The organism is Stenotrophomonas rhizophila, from assembly GCF_007667275.1.
Classification (GTDB): Bacteria; Pseudomonadota; Gammaproteobacteria; order Xanthomonadales; family Xanthomonadaceae; genus Stenotrophomonas; species Stenotrophomonas maltophilia_AE.
The window spans coordinates 376,103-393,957 of the sequence record NZ_VDQT01000005.1 but is presented as its reverse complement, the minus strand read 5'-3'; the positions used below and the strand labels follow the sequence as shown (position 1 = coordinate 393,957).

Annotated in this window: 19 protein-coding genes; 11 read left to right on the top strand and 8 right to left on the bottom strand. The window is 68.6% G+C overall.

Annotation, left to right across the window (positions count from 1 at the left end; translation table 11 throughout):
- Nucleotides 1-26: 26 nt before the first annotated feature.
- On the bottom strand, nt 27-971 hold the full coding sequence (gene pip / locus FSZ13_RS16975) for a prolyl aminopeptidase (RefSeq protein ID WP_145481591.1): 945 nt from the start codon (nt 969-971) through the stop codon (nt 27-29).
- Nucleotides 972-1,025: 54 nt separating this feature from the next.
- Nucleotides 1,026-1,883, bottom strand: coding sequence for a peptide chain release factor N(5)-glutamine methyltransferase (gene prmC / locus FSZ13_RS16970; RefSeq protein WP_145481590.1), 858 nt, complete (start codon nt 1,881-1,883; stop codon nt 1,026-1,028).
- A gap of 309 nt (nt 1,884-2,192) precedes the next feature.
- Between prmC and ahpC the strand changes: the two genes are divergently transcribed.
- From ahpC to FSZ13_RS16945, 5 genes are all read left to right on the top strand, one after another.
- Nucleotides 2,193-2,756, top strand: a complete 564-nt coding sequence (gene ahpC / locus FSZ13_RS16965) for an alkyl hydroperoxide reductase subunit C (protein ID WP_068849365.1) — start codon at nt 2,193-2,195, stop codon at nt 2,754-2,756.
- 166 nt (nt 2,757-2,922) lie between these two features.
- Nucleotides 2,923-4,515, top strand: coding sequence for an alkyl hydroperoxide reductase subunit F (ahpF, locus tag FSZ13_RS16960; RefSeq protein WP_145481589.1), 1,593 nt, complete (start codon nt 2,923-2,925; stop codon nt 4,513-4,515).
- 92 nt (nt 4,516-4,607) lie between these two features.
- Nucleotides 4,608-5,564 carry a DNA-binding transcriptional regulator OxyR gene (gene oxyR, locus FSZ13_RS16955; RefSeq protein WP_145481588.1) on the top strand — a complete coding sequence of 319 codons (957 nt, stop codon included), beginning with the start codon at nt 4,608-4,610 and terminating at the stop codon, nt 5,562-5,564.
- 127 nt (nt 5,565-5,691) lie between these two features.
- Nucleotides 5,692-6,099, top strand: coding sequence for a nucleoside diphosphate kinase regulator (gene rnk / locus FSZ13_RS16950; protein ID WP_145481587.1), 408 nt, complete (start codon nt 5,692-5,694; stop codon nt 6,097-6,099).
- Between the two features lie 51 nt (nt 6,100-6,150).
- Nucleotides 6,151-7,113 carry a transaldolase gene (locus tag FSZ13_RS16945; RefSeq protein ID WP_145481586.1) on the top strand — a complete coding sequence of 321 codons (963 nt, stop codon included), beginning with the start codon at nt 6,151-6,153 and terminating at the stop codon, nt 7,111-7,113.
- A gap of 513 nt (nt 7,114-7,626) precedes the next feature.
- On the opposite strand, the gene msrA is transcribed toward FSZ13_RS16945, so the two are convergent.
- Both msrA and FSZ13_RS16935 read right to left on the bottom strand, forming a co-directional pair.
- Nucleotides 7,627-8,277, bottom strand: a complete 651-nt coding sequence (msrA, locus tag FSZ13_RS16940; protein WP_145481641.1) for a peptide-methionine (S)-S-oxide reductase MsrA — start codon at nt 8,275-8,277, stop codon at nt 7,627-7,629.
- A gap of 30 nt (nt 8,278-8,307) precedes the next feature.
- Entirely contained in the window at nt 8,308-8,574 is a 267-nt protein-coding gene (locus FSZ13_RS16935) for a DUF2007 domain-containing protein (protein ID WP_145481585.1), read from the bottom strand.
- A gap of 143 nt (nt 8,575-8,717) precedes the next feature.
- On the opposite strand from FSZ13_RS16935, the gene FSZ13_RS16930 reads away from it, so the two are divergent.
- From FSZ13_RS16930 to rlmM, 3 genes are read left to right on the top strand one after another with little or no spacing between them, the layout of a single operon-like run.
- Nucleotides 8,718-10,466 carry a glutamine--tRNA ligase/YqeY domain fusion protein gene (locus FSZ13_RS16930; protein WP_145481584.1) on the top strand — a complete coding sequence of 583 codons (1,749 nt, stop codon included), beginning with the start codon at nt 8,718-8,720 and terminating at the stop codon, nt 10,464-10,466.
- A 29-nt stretch (nt 10,467-10,495) separates the two neighbouring features.
- Nucleotides 10,496-11,056: a nucleoside deaminase gene (locus tag FSZ13_RS16925; RefSeq protein ID WP_145481583.1), complete on the top strand. Its 561-nt coding sequence runs from the start codon at nt 10,496-10,498 to the stop codon at nt 11,054-11,056.
- A gap of 24 nt (nt 11,057-11,080) precedes the next feature.
- Nucleotides 11,081-12,118, top strand: coding sequence for a 23S rRNA (cytidine(2498)-2'-O)-methyltransferase RlmM (gene rlmM / locus FSZ13_RS16920; protein WP_145481582.1), 1,038 nt, complete (start codon nt 11,081-11,083; stop codon nt 12,116-12,118).
- 15 nt (nt 12,119-12,133) lie between these two features.
- On the opposite strand, the gene FSZ13_RS16915 is transcribed toward rlmM, so the two are convergent.
- The 4 genes from FSZ13_RS16915 to ubiH form a co-directional block, all read right to left on the bottom strand.
- On the bottom strand, nt 12,134-12,544 hold the full coding sequence (locus FSZ13_RS16915; protein ID WP_145481581.1) for a hypothetical protein: 411 nt from the start codon (nt 12,542-12,544) through the stop codon (nt 12,134-12,136).
- 168 nt (nt 12,545-12,712) lie between these two features.
- Nucleotides 12,713-13,135 carry a hypothetical protein gene (locus FSZ13_RS16910; protein ID WP_145481580.1) on the bottom strand — a complete coding sequence of 141 codons (423 nt, stop codon included), beginning with the start codon at nt 13,133-13,135 and terminating at the stop codon, nt 12,713-12,715.
- 121 nt (nt 13,136-13,256) lie between these two features.
- The gene (locus FSZ13_RS16905) at nt 13,257-14,432 is read right to left on the bottom strand and encodes a UbiH/UbiF family hydroxylase (protein ID WP_145481579.1); all 1,176 of its coding nucleotides are present in this window, start codon (nt 14,430-14,432) and stop codon (nt 13,257-13,259) included.
- Nucleotides 14,429-15,634, bottom strand: coding sequence for a 2-octaprenyl-6-methoxyphenyl hydroxylase (gene ubiH / locus FSZ13_RS16900; RefSeq protein WP_145481578.1), 1,206 nt, complete (start codon nt 15,632-15,634; stop codon nt 14,429-14,431). Before ubiH ends, FSZ13_RS16905 begins: the two co-directional genes overlap by 4 nt.
- A gap of 85 nt (nt 15,635-15,719) precedes the next feature.
- On the opposite strand from ubiH, the gene FSZ13_RS16895 reads away from it, so the two are divergent.
- The 3 genes from FSZ13_RS16895 to FSZ13_RS16885 are packed head-to-tail and all read left to right on the top strand — an operon-like array spanning nt 15,720 to nt 17,817.
- The gene (locus FSZ13_RS16895) at nt 15,720-16,304 is read left to right on the top strand and encodes a hypothetical protein (protein ID WP_145481577.1); all 585 of its coding nucleotides are present in this window, start codon (nt 15,720-15,722) and stop codon (nt 16,302-16,304) included.
- Nucleotides 16,305-16,315: 11 nt separating this feature from the next.
- A complete protein-coding gene (locus FSZ13_RS16890; protein WP_145481576.1) occupies nt 16,316-16,870 on the top strand; it encodes a cob(I)yrinic acid a,c-diamide adenosyltransferase in 555 nt (184 codons plus the stop codon).
- Between the two features lie 29 nt (nt 16,871-16,899).
- Nucleotides 16,900-17,817, top strand: coding sequence for a histone deacetylase family protein (locus FSZ13_RS16885; protein WP_145481575.1), 918 nt, complete (start codon nt 16,900-16,902; stop codon nt 17,815-17,817).
- Nucleotides 17,818-17,855 lie beyond the last annotated feature (38 nt).

The following is a 17,855-nucleotide window of genomic DNA, read 5'->3' as shown; positions in this document are numbered from 1 at the left end:
GCCGGGCCCTGCCCGGCTCCACGCGATCAACCGGCAAACCGGTCCGTCGCACGCACCAGCGCGTCGATGTTCTCCGCTTCGAACGCCGAATGACCCGACGCCGGGCTGATTTCCAGCGTGGATTTCGGCCACGCCTTGTGCAGTTCCCACGCGTTCTGCAGCGGGCAGACCACGTCGTAGCGACCGTGCACGATCACCCCGGGGATGTCGGCGATGCGGTGCGCGTCGCGCAGCAGCTGCTCTTCGACCTCGAAGAAGCCGCCGTTGACGAAGTAGTGGTTCTCGATGCGTGCGAAGGCCAGCGCGAAGCGCGGGTCCTGATGGCTGTCGACGAAGTCGGCGTCCACGTGCAGGAAGCTGGTCGCGCCTTCCCACACACTCCAGGCCTTGGCGGCGGCCAGCCGGGTCGCTTCATCGTCGCTGGTCAGGCGGCGGTGGAAGGCGGAGATCAGGTCGTGGCGTTCCACCGGCGGGATCGGCGCCAGGTAGTGCTCCCATGCGTCCGGGAACAGGCGGTTGGCGCCTTCCTGGTAGAACCACTCCAGCTCCCAGCGGCGCAACATGAAGATGCCGCGCAGGACCAGCTCGGTCACGCACTGCGGATGCGCCTGCGCGTAGGCCAGCGCCAGGGTGGAACCCCAGCTGCCGCCGAAGACCTGCCAACGCTCCACCTGCAGGTGTTCGCGCAGTTTTTCGATGTCGGCCACCAGGTCCCAGGTGGTGTTGTCGACCAGGTCCGCGTGCGGCGTGGAACGGCCGGCGCCGCGCTGGTCGAACAGGATGATCCGGTACTTTGCCGGGTCGTGGAACTGGCGCATCTTGTCGCTGCAGCCGCCGCCGGGACCGCCGTGCAGCATCACCACCGGCTTGCCCTGCGGATTGCCGCACTGCTCGAAATACAGCGTGTGGCGATCATCGACCTTCAGGCTGCCGACGTCGTAGGGGGTAATGGCGGGATACAGCGTGCGCATGGGCGGAGCTCCAGGTGGAATGACAGCCCGCCCGGCATCAGCCGCGGCGGTCGCTCATTCTAGCGTCGCTGGCCGCCGTCCCAGGCTCACCCGGTCGCGCTGCTCGAGGTCGACTTCGGTCGCGACCTCGACGAACCCGGCATCGGCCAGCAGCGCGCGGATCGCCGCGCCCTGGTCCCACCCGTGCTCGAGCAGCAGCCAGCCGGCGGGCAGCAGGTGCGCCGCCGCCCCGGCGATGATCAGCCGGATGTCGTCCAGCCCATCGCGTCCCGACGCCAGCGCGCTGGCCGGTTCGAAACGCAGGTCGCCGCGCGCCAGGTGCGGGTCGTCGCTGGCGATGTAGGGCGGATTGCTGGCGATCAGGTCGAAGCGCTCCCCCGCCAGCGGCGCGTGCCAGCTGCCATGCCGGAACGCCACGTTGTCCAGCCCATGGCGGCGGGCATTGGCGGCCGCCACCGCCAGCGCGCCCGGGCTCATGTCGGTCGCCACCACCCGGGCCTGCGGCCGCTCGCTGGCCAGGGCCAGCGCGATCGCGCCGCTGCCGGTGCCGAGGTCCGCCACCCGCAGCGGCGTGGCCTCTGGCAGGCGCTCCAGCGCCAGCTCCACCAGCCGCTCGGTTTCCGGGCGCGGTATCAGGGTGTCCGGGCTGACCGCCAGGTCCAGCGTCCAGAAGCCCCGCCGGCCCAGCAGGTAGGCCACCGGCTCACCGGCAAGGCGACGCTGCAGCAGATCGGCGAACGCCTGGCCGCTCGCAGGGTCGACCAGGTCAGTGGCATGCGCGAACAGCCAGCTGCGCTCCCGCCCCAGCACGTGCAGCAACAGCAGCTCGGCCTCGTGCCGCCCTTCCGCCCCGGGCAACACGCGGGCGGCGGCGGCGAGCAGCGTTCGGATCTCCTGCGGGGCAGCGGTCATGGCGGGCCTGGGCGACGGTGGGGGCGCAGTGTAGGTCAATCGCGGCAACGGCCGGGCTGAAAGTCTGTTCAGCCTGGCCGTGGCGCGGATAAGCAATGACTATCGAGGCGCCCTACCCCCGTTTTCGCCACATCCCTTGCGCGGCAAGGGATCTGTCATGAATCCAGCCGATCATTCACTCGCCGATCAGCCCTTTTCGATAGACTGTGTCTATTGCATAGATGGAATCAATGCATTGTCCTTATCGGAAGCAAGCCGCTAACCTGTGTTGGTCGCTTCACCCATCCCCCTTCACCACGAGGAAATTCGATGTCGCTCATCAATACCCAGATCAAGCCGTTTGAAGCCAACGCCTACCAGAATGGCGAGTTCATCAAGGTTTCCGACAGCACCCTGAAGGGCCAGTGGTCGGTCCTGATCTTCATGCCGGCCGCCTTCACCTTCAACTGCCCGACCGAGATCGAGGACGCCGCCGACCATTACGCCGAGTTCCAGAAGGCCGGCGCCGAGGTGTACATCGTCACCACCGACACCCACTTCTCGCACAAGGTGTGGCACGAAACCTCGCCGGCCGTCGGCAAGGCCCAGTTCCCGCTGGTCGGCGACCCGACCCACCAGCTGACCAACGCCTTCGGCGTGCATATCGCTGAAGAAGGCCTGGCCCTGCGCGGTACCTTCATCATCAACCCGGAAGGCGTGATCAAGACCCTGGAGATCCACTCCAACGAGATCGCCCGTGACGTCTCCGAGACCCTGCGCAAGCTGAAGGCTGCCCAGTTCACCGCCGCCAACCCGAACCAGGTGTGCCCGGCCAAGTGGAAGGAAGGCGAGAAGACCCTGACCCCGTCGCTGGACCTGGTCGGCAAGATCTAAGCCCCCGGTTCCACGCAGGTCCCATCCCCATTCCCGTCCAGACGGGAGTGGGGGTGAACCCAAGCCGGTGCCCACCCGCGCCGGCTTTGGTTCACCCCCATGCCGCCCAGATGTACCGTAGCGGTACGTCGACGCAGTTCCTTTGCCTGAATCAAGGAGTTTTTCGATGTTGGATGCCAACCTCCAGTCGCAGCTGAAGACCTACCTGGAACGCGTTACCCGGCCGATCCAGATCACCGCGCATGCCGACGACGGCGCCAAGTCGCAGGAAATGCTCGAACTGCTTGAAACCCTGGTGGGGCTGTCCAACCAGATCACGCTGGACGTGCGCCGCGATGGCGCCGAGCGTACCCCCTCGTTCGCGCTGACCACCCCGGGCCAGGACATCCACCTGGCCTTCGCCGGGTTGCCGATGGGCCACGAGTTCACCTCGCTGGTGCTGGCGCTGCTGCAGGTGGGTGGGCACCCGTCCAAAGCCACCGCCGAGGTGATCGAGCAGGTGCAGTCGCTGGAAGGCGAGTACCGGTTCGAGACCTACTTCTCGCTGTCCTGCCAGAACTGCCCGGACGTGGTGCAGGCGCTGAACCTGGCGGCGGTGCTGAACCCGCGCATCCAGCACGTGGCGATCGACGGCGGGCTGTTCCCGGCCGAAGTCGAAGCGCGCCAGATCATGTCGGTGCCCACCGTCTACCTCAACGGTGAAGTGTTCGACCAGGGCCGCATGAGCCTCGAACAGATCGTGGCCAAGCTGGATACCGGTTCGGCCAAGCGCGACGCAGAGAAGATCGCGGCCAGGGCGCCGTACGACGTGCTGGTGATCGGCGGCGGTCCGGCCGGTGCCGCCGCGGCGATCTATGCCGCGCGCAAGGGCATCCGCACCGGCGTGGCGGCCGAGCGTTTCGGTGGCCAGGTGCTGGACACCATGGCGATCGAGAACTTCGTCTCGGTCAAGGAAACCGAAGGCCCGAAGCTGGCGACGGCGCTGGAACAGCATGTGCGCGAGTACGACGTGGACATCATGAACCTGCAGCGCGCGAGTGCCCTGGTGCCGGCCGGCGACGATGGCCTGGTCGAGGTCAAGCTGGAAAACGGCGCGTCGCTGAAGTCGCGCTCGGTGATCCTGTCCACCGGTGCGCGCTGGCGCCAGATGAACGTGCCTGGCGAAGACCAGTACCGCAACAAGGGCGTGGCGTACTGCCCGCACTGCGACGGCCCGCTGTTCAAGGGCAAGCGCGTGGCGGTGATCGGTGGCGGCAACTCCGGCGTTGAAGCGGCGATCGACCTGGCCGGCATCGTGACGCATGTGACCCTTCTGGAGTTCGACGACAAGCTCCGCGCCGACGAAGTGCTGCAGAAGAAACTGCGCAGCCTCGGCAACGTGACCATCATCACCAGCGCGCTCACCCAGGAAGTGCTGGGCGATGGCCAGAAGGTCAACGGCCTGGTCTACCTGGACCGGGTCGGCGGCGACTCGCACCGGGTGGCGCTGGAAGGTGTGTTCGTGCAGATCGGCCTGCTGCCCAACACCGAATGGCTGAAGGACAGCGTGGCGCTGTCGCCGCGCGGGGAAGTGGTCATTGACGACCGTGGCCAGACCAGTGTTGCTGGCGTATTCGCCGCAGGTGATTGCACAACCGTACCCTACAAGCAGATCATCATCGCGATGGGTGCCGGCTCGACCGCGGCGCTGAGCGCCTTCGATCACCTGATACGTACTACCGTTCCCAAGAGCAGCGGCGCTGTCGCCGAAGCTGCCTGAAACGTCGGGTCCCCGGTTCGCCGGGGACCCTTTTTGCCTGCTGGGTAAACCACGCCATCACCCGGTCCATTACCGTTTAGAGGTACAAGGAAATGAACCTACGTGATCTGAAATATCTGGTGGCGCTGGCCGACCATCGCCACTTTGGTCGCGCGGCGGCGTCCTGCTTCGTCAGCCAGCCGACGTTGTCGACCCAGATCAAGAAGCTCGAGGATGAGCTGGGCCTGCCGCTGGTGGAGCGTGCCCCCCGCAAAGTCATGCTGACCCCGGCCGGGGTGGAAGCCGCTGCACGTGCGCGCGTCATCGTGGCCGAAATCGAACAGATGAAGGAGGCGGCACGGCGCAGCCGCGATCCGGAAGCCGGCGCGGTGCGGCTGGGCATCTTCCCGACCCTGGGCCCGTACCTGCTGCCCCACGTGATCCCCAACATCCGCGGGCGCTTCCCGCAGCTGGAGCTGCTGCTGGTCGAGGAAAAGAGCGACGAGCTGCTGCACCGCTTGCGCGACGGACGGCTGGACGCGGCGCTGCTGGCGCTGCCGCTGGACGACGACCAGCTGCACGCCGAATTCCTGTTCGAGGAGCCGTTCCTGCTGGCGGTGTCGGGGCAGCATCCGCTGGCGCGCCGCCATCACCTGGACGTGCAGGAGCTGTCCTCGCAGAAACTGCTGCTGCTGGAGGACGGGCACTGCCTGCGCGACCAGGCGCTGGCGGTATGCCGGTTGTTCGGTGCCAACGAAAAGTCCGAGTTCCGCGCCACCAGCCTGGAAACGCTGCGGCAGATGGTCGCGGCCGACGTCGGCATCACCCTGCTGCCCACGCTGTCGGTGAAGCCACCGGTGCCGCGTTCGGACAACATCCGCCTGCTCGACTTCGAGGGCGAGGACCGGCCGAGCCGGCGCATCGCGATGGTCTGGCGCCGCAGTTCGGCGATGACCGGTTTCCTGGAGCAGTTGGCCGAGCAGTTCAAGCGCCTGCCCGAGAAGCTGTTCGAGCTGGACATCGGCGAAACCGACCCGGCCCCGCCGCGCGCGCTGCAGCCCCGGGTATAGACGCGTCGCTGAACCGGCGGCGGCGCAACGGTCGCATCCGCCGCGGATAGGCAGCACAATAGGACAAGGCGGTGCCAGCAGGCGCCGCCTTTTGCATGGGCCTTTCCCAACATCACAGGAGTTCCAGATGTCCACCGCCAGCGGCCTGCCGCCTTCGATCACCGTTTCCAGCCGCGACATGAACCAGCTGGAAGCCATGCTTGATTCACCTGCTGTAGAACACACCCCGGCCGGCCAGGCCCTGGCGCGCGAGCTCAACCGCGCGACGGTGCTGGAAGCTGCGGAGATGCCCGAGGGCGTCGTCATGATGCATTCGCGGGTGGAGTGCGAAGATGAGCTGCACGGCGACAAGCACGAATTGACGCTGGTCTACCCGCACGAGGCGGACGTGGACCAGGGCAAGGTATCGATCCTTGCGCCGGTAGGCACCGCCCTGCTCGGCCTGGCCGTTGGCCAGAGCATGGACTGGGATGCGCCCGGCGGCCGCAAGCTGCGCCTGCGGGTGACGGCGGTGCACAATCCGCAGAAGAATTGATCGTCCCTGCCGCGCGTCGCGCAGGGCCCAGGTAACACTCCAGGAGCCGAAATGAGTACCGCAACCCCGTCCAAACTTGCGCAGCTGCGCGATCTGTCGGTGGTGGTCGCCGACACCGGTGATTACGAGGCGATCAAGCGCCTGAAGCCGGTCGACTGCACGACCAATCCGACGCTGGTGAAGAAGGCGCTGGACCTGCCGGTGTATGCGGAGCTGATCGAGCGCGAGCTGGCCTGGGGCCGCGAGCAGTCCGGCGAGCGCGAAGCCGTGGTGCACGCGGTGGCGGACCGGCTGACGGTCGGCGTGGGTACGCTGCTGAGCACGCTGGTGCCGGGCCGGGTGTCGACCGAGGTCGATGCGGACCTGGCGCACGACACGACGGCGACGGTGCGCAAGGCGCGCGCGTTCATCGCGATGTACGAGGCAGCGGGCGTGCCGCGCAGCAAGGTGCTGATCAAGATCGCGGCGACCTGGGAAGGCGTTGAAGCCGCGCGCCAGCTGCAGGCCGAAGGCATCGACTGCAACCTGACCCTGATTTTCAATCCGACCCAGGCGCTGGCGTGCAGCGAGGCCGGCGCATTCCTGATCTCCCCGTTCGTGGGCCGGATCCTCGACTGGTACGTGGCCAACGGCCAGGCGCCGGCCAGCATCGACGCCGACCCGGGCGTGGTGTTCGTGCGTGGCGTGTACGCCGAGTTCAAGCGCCGTGGTTCGCCGACGGTTGTGATGGGGGCGTCGTTCCGCTCCACCGCGCAGATCGAGGCGCTGGCCGGTTGCGACCGCCTGACCATTTCGCCGGACCTGCTGGAAAAGCTGGACGCCGACCACGGCGAGCTGCCGCGCAAGCTGGTGGCGGGTGCTGCCGAAGCGGTGGATGTCACCCCGATCGACGCCGCCCGGTTCGCCACCGACCTGGCCGCCGACCCGATGGCCACCGAGAAGCTTGCGGCCGGTATCGATGCGTTCGCCAAGGATCTGGAAGCGTTGCGCCAGACGATCCGCGAACGGCTGTAAGCACTAGTTGTTTGACGATGTAGAAACGGGACGGATGCTGAGAATGCATCCGTCCCGTTTTCATTTGGGATTTCCGCGAACGGCTGGCGTTTCAGTTCATCCGAGGAGGGCGGCCCAGATGGTGAGTCGCGGGCGGATGCAAAAGGCAGCCACGCAGGGCGTGGCTCTACGCCGAATGGTCCTGGGGACGGTAGCGTCGGTTCCCGAACGACGGCACGGAACGTCACCGCGCCCGGTAACGCATGAAAATGATCGGCACTGCCGTTGATCTTCCCGTGGCCCCCAACACACCGTCGAGGGTCGGCGGGGGCGGGTTTGCGGGACCGTAGAAAACATGGATGTTTTCTACGAGCCCCCAAGGATGGGTTCACGGCGTGTCCCGCAAACCCGCACCCGCCGGCCCTGCCCGGGCGATGATTGAACCAACGGCTGTTCGCCCGAATGCGTGAAGCAGCCGGGCAGAGCCCGGCTCTACGGGATCGCGCGCCACCAGGCCGCCCAGCGAAACCGGGATCAGGCGCCCACGCCGATCGGGCAGCTCACGCCGGTGCCGCCGATGCCGCAATAGCCGTTCGGGTTCTTGGCCAGGTACTGCTGGTGGTAGTCCTCGGCGTAGTAGTACGTTGGTGCAGGGAACTCGATGTCCGTGGTGATCGCGCCGTACCCCTTCGCGGCCAGGCGCGGCTGGTAGGCATCGCGGCTGGCCAGGGCGGCCTCGTGCTGCGCCGGGGTCGTGGCATGGATCGCCGACCGGTACTGGGTGCCGGTGTCGTTGCCCTGACGCATGCCCTGGGTCGGGTCGTGGTTCTCCCAGAACACCTGCAGCAGCTGCTCCACGCTGATGATCGCCGGGTCATACACCACTTCCACGATCTCCGTGTGCCCGGTCAGGCCCGAGCAGACCTCCTCGTAGGTCGGGTTCGGGGTCAGCCCGCCGGCATACCCCACCGACGTCGAGTACACCCCCGGCAGCGTCCAGAACTTGCGCTCGGCGCCCCAGAAGCAGCCCATCGCGAAGCGGATGCGTTCCAGGCCGGCAAAGCCGTCCTTGAGCGGGTGGCTGTTCACATAGTGCTGGTTGTGCAGCGGCAACGGGTGCTCACGGCCCGGCAGCGCCTCGTCGGCGCGCGGCAGGCGCTGCTTGAATGCTCCAATGCCCAGCAGGCCCTTGGCAATTCCCAACATGGCGGTCTCCTAGGCCGGCGACAGGCCGGCGCTTTCGTCACCGTCGAATATGGGGTCGTCCGGCGTCCCGCCCAAGTCCAGCCCGGCCACGATCTGCTCGGCCTCGGGCCGGGCCAGGTCCGGAATGCAGACCCGCAACACCCCGAACAGCGGCAGCTCCCCCATCCCGCCCAGCAGCTGCTCGCCGAACACGAACGCCGGGATGCCCGCATCCTCCAGCGCGTGCTTGACCAGATGGGCGTCGAACAGGTTGTCGGCCTGGTAGATCACATGCATGAGAGGCTCCTCGCCGCTTTCACCGCAGCATACCCCGCAGACGGTAGCGCCGGCCGTTATGAACGGTGGGAGGCGTGCGTACCCCGTCCAACCGCCGGGGGACGCGTTAGACTGTCATTCTTTCTGCCTTCTGCCTTCGCATCATGTCCGAGCCTACTGCCGCCCCCACCGACGCCCTTCCGGAAGCCCCTGAAAAGCGGGATTTCATCCGTCAGATCGTCCGCGAGGACCTGGCCACCGGCAAGCACCAGGCGATCAAGACCCGCTTCCCGCCCGAGCCCAACGGCTACCTCCACATCGGCCACGCCAAGTCGATCTGCCTGAACTTCGGCATTGCCGGTGAGTTCGCCGGCGTGTGCAACCTGCGCTTCGACGATACCAATCCGGCCAGGGAAGACCCCGAATACGTCGCTGCCATCCAGGACGACGTGCGCTGGCTGGGCTTCGAGTGGAACGAACTGCGCCACGCCTCGGACTATTTCGACGCCTATTACCTGGCCGCCGAAAAGCTGATCCGCGACGGCAAGGCCTACGTCTGCGACCTGTCCGCCGAAGAAGTCCGCGCCTACCGCGGCACCCTGACCGAGCCCGGCCGCCCCTCGCCGTGGCGCGACCGCAGCGTCGACGAGAACCTGGACCTGTTCCGGCGCATGCGTGCCGGTGAGTTCCCGGACGGCGCACGCACCGTGCGCGCGAAGATCGACATGGCCAGCGGCAACATCAACCTGCGCGACCCCGCGCTGTACCGCATCAAGCACGTCGAGCACCAGAACACCGGCAATGCCTGGCCGATCTATCCCATGTACGACTTCGCCCATGCGCTGGGCGACTCGATCGAAGGCATCACCCACTCGCTGTGCACCCTGGAATTCGAAGACCATCGCCCGCTGTACGACTGGTGCGTGGACAACGTCGACTTCGCCCATGACGACGCGCTGACCGCCCCACTGGTCGAGCGCGGCCTGCCGCGCGAAGCCGCCAAGCCGCGCCAGATCGAGTTCTCGCGGCTGAACATCAACTACACCGTGATGAGCAAGCGCAAGCTGATGGCGCTGGTCACCGAGCAGCTGGTGGATGGCTGGGAAGACCCGCGCATGCCGACCCTGCAGGGCCTGCGTCGCCGCGGCTACACCCCGGCCGCCATGCGCCTGTTCGCCGAACGCGTGGGCATCAGCAAGCAGAATTCGCTGATCGACTTCAGCGTGCTCGAAGGCGCCCTGCGCGAAGACCTCGACGCCGCCGCCGCGCGCCGCATGGCCGTGATCGACCCGGTCAAACTGGTCCTGACCAACCTGCCCGACGGCCACGTCGAAACCCTGGCCTTCGCCAACCACCCCAAGGACGAGGCGTTCGGCAGCCGCGAGGTGCCGTTCGCCCGCGAACTGTGGATCGAACGCGAAGACTTCGCCGAAGTCCCGCCCAAGGGCTGGAAGCGCCTGGTGCCGGGTGGCGAAGTCCGCCTGCGCGGTGCCGGCATCATCCGCTGCGACGAGGTGGTCAAGGACGCCGACGGCAACATCACCGAACTGCGCGGCTGGCTCGACCCGGAATCGCGCCCGGGCATGGAAGGCGCCAACCGCAAGGTCAAGGGCACCATCCATTGGGTCAGCGCGGCGCACGGCGTGCCGGCCGAAATCCGCCTCTACGACCGCCTGTTCTCGGTACCCAACCCCGACGACGAGTCCGAAGGCAGGACCTACCGCGATTACCTGAACCCGGAATCCCGCCGCACCGTCACCGGCTATGTCGAACCGGCAGCGGCCAGCGCCACCCCGGAACAGTCGTTCCAGTTCGAGCGCACCGGCTACTTCGTCGCCGACCGCCGCGACCATACCGCCGCCGCGCCGGTGTTCAACCGCAGCGTGACCCTGCGCGACACCTGGTCGGCGTGAGCCCCACCGAATACCGAAGGTTGTAGACCATGCTGTACGCGCAAGTCCATCTCACCCTGCCGGCCTGGATCCACGACCAGGTCGACCTGGGCCGTGCCCATCCCGGCGACGCGGCCAAGGTCGCGCTGGCCATCGAACTGTCGCGCCTCAACGTCGAGGCCGCGACCGGCGGCCCGTTCGGCGCGGTGGTGTTCGGCCCCGACGACCGCGTCATCGCCGCCGGCGTGAACCGCGTGGTGCCGCACAGCACCTCGCTCGCACATGCCGAAAACATGGCCTACATGCTGGCCCAGCAGCGCCTGCAGACGCCGCGGTTGAACGACGTGCTGTCGCCGATCACCCTGGCCACCTCCTCGCAGCCGTGCTGCCAGTGCTATGGCGCCACCATCTGGGCCGGCATCGACCGCCTGCTGATCGGCGCCAGCGCGCAGGATGTGGAAGAACTCACCCCGTTCGATGAAGGCCCGCTCCCGGCCGACTGGATCGGTGAACTCAACAAGCGCGGCATCGAGGTCGTGCGCGACATCGAGCGCGACGCAGCGCGCGCGGTACTGCGCCAGTACGGGGAAACCAACGGTGCGCATTACTGATTTCCACGCCATCGGCGTGCGTCGATGAGCGGCCTGCTGTGCCTGTGCCGGCAGGGCTTCGAGCCGGAACTGGCCGGTGAGCTGTCCGAGCGCGCGGCCTACGCCAATATCGCCGGCTATGCGCGTACCCAGCGCAACGATGGCTATGTGCTGTTCGCCACCGACGAGGGCGCGGCGCTGTCCAGGGCGCTGCCCTGGCGGTCGCTGATCTTCGCCCGGCAGAAGCTGGTCGTGCTGGCCGAACTGCGCGAGCTCGATCCCAGCGACCGGATCACTCCGATCCTGGCCGCGCTGGAAGGACAGCAGCGGTTCGGCGACATGTGGGTGGAACATCCCGATTCGGATGAAGGCAAACCGCTGGCCGGGCTGGCGCGCGCCTTCGGCAATGCGCTGCGCCCGGCGCTGCGCAAGGCCGGCCTGCTTACCGACAAGCCCAACACGGCCCTGCCGCGCCTGCACGTGGTGTTCGTCGATGGACGCCACGCCTTCGTCTGCGTTGCCGACACCCGCGACAGTGCGCCATGGGCGCTGGGCATTCCGCGCCTGAAGCTGCTGCCCGAAGCGCCCTCGCGCTCGGCATTGAAGCTGGACGAGGCGCTGCTGACGCTGATGAGCCCGGATGAACGCGAACAGCTGGTCCGGCCCGGCATGCGCGCCGCCGACCTCGGCGCCGCGCCCGGCGGCTGGACCTGGGTGCTGACCCGCCAGCACATGCACGTGATCAGCGTGGACAACGGCCCGCTGCGCGAACACGTGCTTGAGACCGGTCTGGTTGAACACCTGCGTGCCGACGGCTTCCACTGGCAGCCCGAGGCGCCGCTGGACTGGATGGTCTGCGACATGGTCGAACAGCCGCGCCGGGTCGCCGAGCGCATGGCCACCTGGTTCCGCGAAGGCTGGTGCCGGCATGCGATCTTCAACCTCAAGTTGCCGATGAAGAAGCGCTGGGACGAAACCCGCCTCTGCCTGGAGCTGTTCCAGGACCAGGCCGGGCGGCCGTTGAACGTGCGCGCCAAGCAGCTGTACCACGACCGCGAAGAGATCACCGTCCTGGCGTGGTGATTGCCGCCGGCCGGGTCAGTCCGTGCCGCGACCGGAGAAGCGTTGGATACGGACCGTCGTATCCAGGGCGACGCGCAGCTTTTCGCGCACGGATTCCGAGTCGGTCCGACCCAACCGGTCACGCAGGTCTTCTGCAAGGTGCCCGACGTTGACCAGCTGGTTGGCGAAGCACTGCGGCGACGGCCGTGCCTGGCTCTCCACCGCGTTCACGAACTGCTGCAGGCGGTCGCTCGCCGGCAGCATCGACCGGGTGTCGTCCCCAGCCTGGCCCACGTTCCTGATCTGGACCAGCAGCGTACGCATCTGCGATGTCACCGCATCGGGTGCCTGCGCCATCGCCCGGGTGGTGAGCGCAAGCGCCTCATCGCGGGTCAGCCTTGGCCACAGCGCGCGGATGGGTGGAATCGGAGGAATCGGGGAGGCCATGAAGCTCCTGGAGGTCCGGGAAGACGTGTGGGCGTCGCCAAGCCACCCGTTCCGGATCAGCCACGCCCGTTCAGTCTGCCCGCCAACCGGGGGCAACCACTTGCAGAATTCGATCACTTCGAGCCCGCGGCGACGTAACAACGCCGTCGCCGCAGCGCACACGCCGCTTTACCTGGCCCGGAAATACTTGGTCGGGATGGTGTGCTGCACCTTGAGGATATCGATGTACTTCTCGTGGGTGGCGGTGTAGTCATCGTGGTTGGCACTGCCCGGCTTTCCCTGGTGGCGGCACATGGTTTTATCCATGCGCTTGAGATCGGCAGTGATCACATCGATGCTGGCGCGTGCGTCGCGGTAGTCCTGCCGGGTCGGCAATGCGGTGTCGAGCTTCCCGAGGAAGCCTTCCAGGCGGCCTTCCGCGCGCAGGGCGGAGGTGCTCAGGCTGAGCGGCAGGTTGCGCACCGACACCAGCAGTCCCTTGATGCCGTTCGCCGCCACCAGCGCCCGGTTGATCTCCTTGACCTCCCTGGCGGCCGCACTCCGGGGCGCGGCGTGGGACAACAGGGGCAGGATGAACTTCGGGATCGTCATGGGCGGGGCTTCCGGAAAAAGATGGTCGCGGCGGCGCCGCCGGATACCCGGATGGCGCCAGCCGCGCCAAAGTCTGCGCAGCCACGGAGGGCCGCGCTTCCAGTTTTCGATCTTCTTTGACCTACAGGCCGGCGGCGCGCTTCCACAACGCCGACACCAGGGGCGGCCACTTCCCCGCACAGCCCAGCGCGCGTCCACGTGCCAGGGTCAGGTGCATCTCGTCGTTGGAGAAAATCGAGTTGATTGCGTCAAAGCCATGCGCGGACACCGTATTCTCGCTGCGGCGTTCACGGGCCCAGCGCTGCAGCCGCTCCGGCGCGGCCCAGCCCTGACGCCGCTGCTGCGCGCGCAGCACCAGCGCGTGCAGCGCGGCGACGTCGCGCAGGCCCAGGTTCACGCCCTGCCCGGCCAACGGATGGACCACGTGCGCGGCATCGCCGAGCGCCAGCACGCGACCGGCCACGTAGGCATCGGCCAGCTGGCGGCGCAGCGGGAACGCGGCGCGGCGCGAGGCCAGGGTCATGGCCCCCAGCCGTCCCGCGAAGGCGCGGGTCAATTCGGCATTGAAGGCCGCCTCGTCCAGCGCCAGCACGCGCTCGGCCTCGGCGTCGGGCAGGGTCCACACGATGGAGCTGCGCCGCGTGCCCGCCGGCAGCACGGCCAGCGGCCCGGTCACCAGGAAGCGTTGCCAGGCGGTGGCCTGGTTGTCCTGTTCGGTGTCGATGTACGCCACCACCCCGCGCTGGCCATAGTCCTGGCGGCTCACCTGCAGGCCGGCCAGGCGGCGCAGGGTCGAATCGGCGCCGTCCGCGGCGATCGCCAGGGTGGCTTCCAGCCGGCGCCCGTCTTCCAGGCGCAGGCGCACGCCGTCGCCGTCCTGCTCCAGTGCCTCCACCCGCGCCGGGCTGCACACCTGCACGCCGGCACCGGGCAGGGCCGCCCACAGCCGGTCGACCAGCAGGTCGTTTTCAACGATCCAGCCCAGCTGTTCGCGGCCAAGACGGTCGGCATCGAACTGCAGTTCGTCGCCCCCGGCGGCATCCCAGACCCGCATGCGCCGGTAGGCGCAGGCGCGCGCGGCCAGGATCGACGGCCACACCCCCAGGCTGCGCAGCAGCTGCGCGTTGTCCGGCGCGAAGGCATACACGCGCAGGTCGGGCTGCTGCGGCTGCCAGGCCGCCGGTTCGCGACCTTCCACCAGGGTCACCTCGAGCCCGGCATCGGCCAACGCCAGCGCGCACGCCGCGCCGACCACGCCGCCCCCGACCACGATCACGTCGCGCGCGCGGCGGCTCATGCGCCCACGCCCCGGCACAGCGCCGGGACCTCGCCACGGAAGCCCATCGCACCGCCAACCAGCAGCGACTGCATCGAGGTGGCCTGGGCGGCCAGCAGGCCCAGGCTGCGCAGGGGTCGCAGCAGCGGCGCCGGGTTGCTGGTCAGCCGTGCCAGCCCGCCGGAGAACGCGATGGTCTGCGCGCGGTCTTCCTCGCGACGCGCCACATGCGCCTGCAGCAGGGCATCACTGCCCGGGTCCGGCGCCGTCTCCAGCAGCTCGGCGAGGGTCAGCGCATCGCGCAGCCCCAGGTTGAAGCCCTGTGCGCCGAGCGGGTGGATGGTCTGCGCGGCATTGCCCAGCAGCACCGCGCGCTCGCCGATAAGTGCCTGCGCCAGCACCTGCACCAGCGGATAGGCACTGCGCGGCCCGCTTTCCAGCAGGCGGCCGGCGCGCCAGCCGATGGCCTGCTGCAGCCGCTGCAGCCACGCCGCATCGTCCAGCGCCAGCACCGCATCGGCCTGGTCGCGGGCCACGCCGTGCACCGCGCCATGGTGGCGGTCGCCGCGCGGCAGCAGCGCGGTCGGGCCCGAATCGGTGAACCGCTCGTAGGCGGTGCCATCGGGGGCGCGTGCCGAGCGCACGCGGGCCACGAACAGGGTCTGCTGGAAATCGTGCTCGTCCACGCCGATGCCCAGCGCGTCGCGCACGCCGCTGCGGGTGCCGTCGGCGCCCACCACCAGGCGTGCCAGCAGGCAGCGCTCGCCGCTGTCGTCGGCAATGAACACCTGTCGATGGCCGTCCACCGTCGCGCCCAGGCGCACGAAGCGCGCCGGGCGGTAGCGGGTCAGGTGCCGCAGCCCCAGCAGGCGTGTTTCCAGCGCCTGGCCGAAATCGCGGGCCACCACCACCTGGCCGAAGAACGGTCGCTGGTACTGCGCCGCGTCCATCTGCACCCGGCCGAAATCGCCGGCGCGGCTGACCTGGATGCGGGTGATCGGACCGGGCGCCGAGCCCAGCAGCTGCATCACCCCGAGCGCGGTCAGCGCATTGACCGTAGCGGCGGCGAAGCTGAGGTTGCGCTGGTCGAACACCGGCGGCAGCGCACCGGCCGGCGCGGCATCGACCAGCCCGACGTTGCGGCCGGCCCGGTCCAGGGCGATGGCCAGGCTGGCGCCGACCAGCCCGCCACCGATGATCACTACGTCATGACGTTCACTCATGCCGCCCATGATAGTGCGTGCGGCCGCGCTACGCCCCGGGGTGGCAGGCGCTAGAATGAACGCTGGACCCCCGACGCCCGCGCCCATGACCCACACCGCCCAACGCGCCTTCATCCTGTTCGTGCTCGTGCTGCTGATGGCCGCGACCCGGGTCAACCATTTCGCCGCGATCCCGGATGCCTCGTGGGCGGTGTTCTTCATCGCCGGCTTCCACCTGCGCAGCTGGACGCGCTGGGCATTCCCGCTGCTGATGGTGCTGGCCATCGTCATCGACGTGCTGGTGATCCGCGCCAGCGGCATCGGCTACTGGCAGCATTACTGCGTGTCGCCGGGCACGGCGATGCTGGTCCCGGCCTACCTGGCGATGTGGGCCGGCGGTGCGTTGCTGCGCCAGGGCTACGCCGGTGCCGACTGGACCGCACTGGCCAGGGCCGCGGCGCTGCTGGTGGCCGCCGTAGCGGTCTGCCACCTGTTCGCGCAGAGCGGTTTCTACTGGGCCAGCGACGTGGTCGCGTCGCCCACCCTGGCCGGCTGGGCGGCGAACTACGCGGACTGGTTCCTGCCCTACCTGCGCACCACCGCGATCTATGTCGGCCTGGCCGCCGCGTTGCAGCTGGCCACCGAACAGGTGCTCAAGCTGCTGCAGGCCCGCCGCGACGTGCTGCACTGAGCGCGGCGCGCATGGGCAACCGGCTTTCGCGCATCTACACCCGCACCGGCGACGACGGCAGCACCGGCCTGGGCGACGGCAGCCGCGTGCCCAAGGATGCGGCCCGGGTCAACGCCTTCGGCAGCGTCGACGAGGCCAACTCCGCGCTGGGCGTGCTGCTGGCCGTGGCCCTGCCCGATGACGTCCGCGCGCTCCTGACCACGGTGCAGCACCAGCTGTTCGATCTCGGCGGCGAGCTGTGCATTCCCGGCCATGCCGCCATCCAGGCCACCGACGTGGCCGCGCTGGAACAGCATCTGGACCATTACAACGCCACGCTGCCGGCGCTGAAGGAATTCATCCTGCCCGGTGGCGGCGAGGCCGCCGCGCGCTGCCACCTGGCCCGCACCATCGTGCGCCGGGCCGAACGCGAAACGGTGACCCTGGCGCGCCAGGAAGCGGTCCGCGCCGAAGCGCTGCATTACCTCAACCGGCTGTCCGACCTGCTGTTCGTCCTGGCGCGCGTACTGGCCCGCGCCGACGGCCACGGCGAGGTGCTGTGGCAGCACGCCCGCCGCCACGGCTGAGCACCCCCACCGCCCGGAACCTTGTCCGCATGCTGGTTTTCACCCACCCCGCCTGTCTGCACCACGACCCCGGCCCGGGCCATCCCGAAAGCCCGCAGCGCCTGCAGGTGGTGCTCGACGCCCTGCACGCGGCCTATCCGGACCGGCTGGACTGGCGCCAGGCGCCCCCGGCCAAGTTCGGCGAGCTGGCGCGGGTGCATGACAACGAACTGATCGACCTGGTGCTGGCGCCGCAGACCGAGCCCCTGCGCCTGCTCGACATGGACACGATGACCTCGCCCGGTTCGGCCAGCGCCGCGCTGCATGCCGCCGGCGCCGGCGTCGCGGCCGTCGATGCGGTGATGCTGGGCGATGATCCGCTGGCCTTCTGCGCGGTGCGGCCACCCGGCCACCACGCCACCGCCAGCACCGCGATGGGCTTCTGCCTGTTCAACAACATCGCCATCGCCGCCGCCTATGCGCGCGACCGGCATGGGCTTGAGCGCATCGCGATCGTCGATTTCGACGTGCACCACGGCAACGGCACCCAGGACATCTTCGTGGCCGACCCGCGGGTCGCGTACTACAGCACCCACCAGGCCGGTCTGTTCCCGCATTCGGGGCTGCGCCGCGACCGCGGGGCCGGCAACCTGCTCAACATCCTGCTGCCGCCGGGCAGCGGCAGCTTCCGGTTCCGCAACACCTGGGCCGACGAGATGCTGCCGGCGATCGATGACTTCCGTCCGCAGCTGCTGCTGGTGTCGGCAGGGTTCGACGCGCACCTGCGCGACCCACAGGCCGACCTGATGGTGGAAACCGAGGACTTCGGCTGGATCACCACCGAGCTGCGCGCGCTGGCCCGGCGCCATGCCGCCGGGCGCATGGTGTCGATGCTGGAGGGCGGTTACGACCTGCAGGCGCTGGCCGAGTGCAGCGTCGCGCACGCAGGCGCGATGCTGGAACCATGAACCCGGCCCCCACCCGGCCGTAAGCCTTCATTGCCCCT

What these genes read in the sequence shown, in the direction of transcription:
- FSZ13_RS16925 (WP_145481583.1), top strand. Translation starts at nt 10,496, where the DNA reads ATGCTGTACGCGCAAGTCCATCTCACCCTGCCGGCCTGGATCCACGAC.
- FSZ13_RS16930 (WP_145481584.1), top strand. Translation starts at nt 8,718, where the DNA reads ATGTCCGAGCCTACTGCCGCCCCCACCGACGCCCTTCCGGAAGCCCCT.
- prmC (WP_145481590.1), bottom strand. Translation starts at nt 1,883, where the DNA reads ATGACCGCTGCCCCGCAGGAGATCCGAACGCTGCTCGCCGCCGCCGCC.
- FSZ13_RS16915 (WP_145481581.1), bottom strand. Translation starts at nt 12,544, where the DNA reads ATGGCCTCCCCGATTCCTCCGATTCCACCCATCCGCGCGCTGTGGCCA.
- oxyR (WP_145481588.1), top strand. Translation starts at nt 4,608, where the DNA reads ATGAACCTACGTGATCTGAAATATCTGGTGGCGCTGGCCGACCATCGC.
- FSZ13_RS16945 (WP_145481586.1), top strand. Translation starts at nt 6,151, where the DNA reads ATGAGTACCGCAACCCCGTCCAAACTTGCGCAGCTGCGCGATCTGTCG.
- FSZ13_RS16935 (WP_145481585.1), bottom strand. Translation starts at nt 8,574, where the DNA reads ATGCATGTGATCTACCAGGCCGACAACCTGTTCGACGCCCATCTGGTC.
- ahpC (WP_068849365.1), top strand. Translation starts at nt 2,193, where the DNA reads ATGTCGCTCATCAATACCCAGATCAAGCCGTTTGAAGCCAACGCCTAC.
- FSZ13_RS16895 (WP_145481577.1), top strand. Translation starts at nt 15,720, where the DNA reads ATGACCCACACCGCCCAACGCGCCTTCATCCTGTTCGTGCTCGTGCTG.
- ahpF (WP_145481589.1), top strand. Translation starts at nt 2,923, where the DNA reads ATGTTGGATGCCAACCTCCAGTCGCAGCTGAAGACCTACCTGGAACGC.
- ubiH (WP_145481578.1), bottom strand. Translation starts at nt 15,634, where the DNA reads ATGAGTGAACGTCATGACGTAGTGATCATCGGTGGCGGGCTGGTCGGC.
- FSZ13_RS16905 (WP_145481579.1), bottom strand. Translation starts at nt 14,432, where the DNA reads ATGAGCCGCCGCGCGCGCGACGTGATCGTGGTCGGGGGCGGCGTGGTC.
- FSZ13_RS16910 (WP_145481580.1), bottom strand. Translation starts at nt 13,135, where the DNA reads ATGACGATCCCGAAGTTCATCCTGCCCCTGTTGTCCCACGCCGCGCCC.
- rlmM (WP_145481582.1), top strand. Translation starts at nt 11,081, where the DNA reads ATGAGCGGCCTGCTGTGCCTGTGCCGGCAGGGCTTCGAGCCGGAACTG.
- pip (WP_145481591.1), bottom strand. Translation starts at nt 971, where the DNA reads ATGCGCACGCTGTATCCCGCCATTACCCCCTACGACGTCGGCAGCCTG.
- FSZ13_RS16890 (WP_145481576.1), top strand. Translation starts at nt 16,316, where the DNA reads ATGGGCAACCGGCTTTCGCGCATCTACACCCGCACCGGCGACGACGGC.
- rnk (WP_145481587.1), top strand. Translation starts at nt 5,692, where the DNA reads ATGTCCACCGCCAGCGGCCTGCCGCCTTCGATCACCGTTTCCAGCCGC.
- FSZ13_RS16885 (WP_145481575.1), top strand. Translation starts at nt 16,900, where the DNA reads ATGCTGGTTTTCACCCACCCCGCCTGTCTGCACCACGACCCCGGCCCG.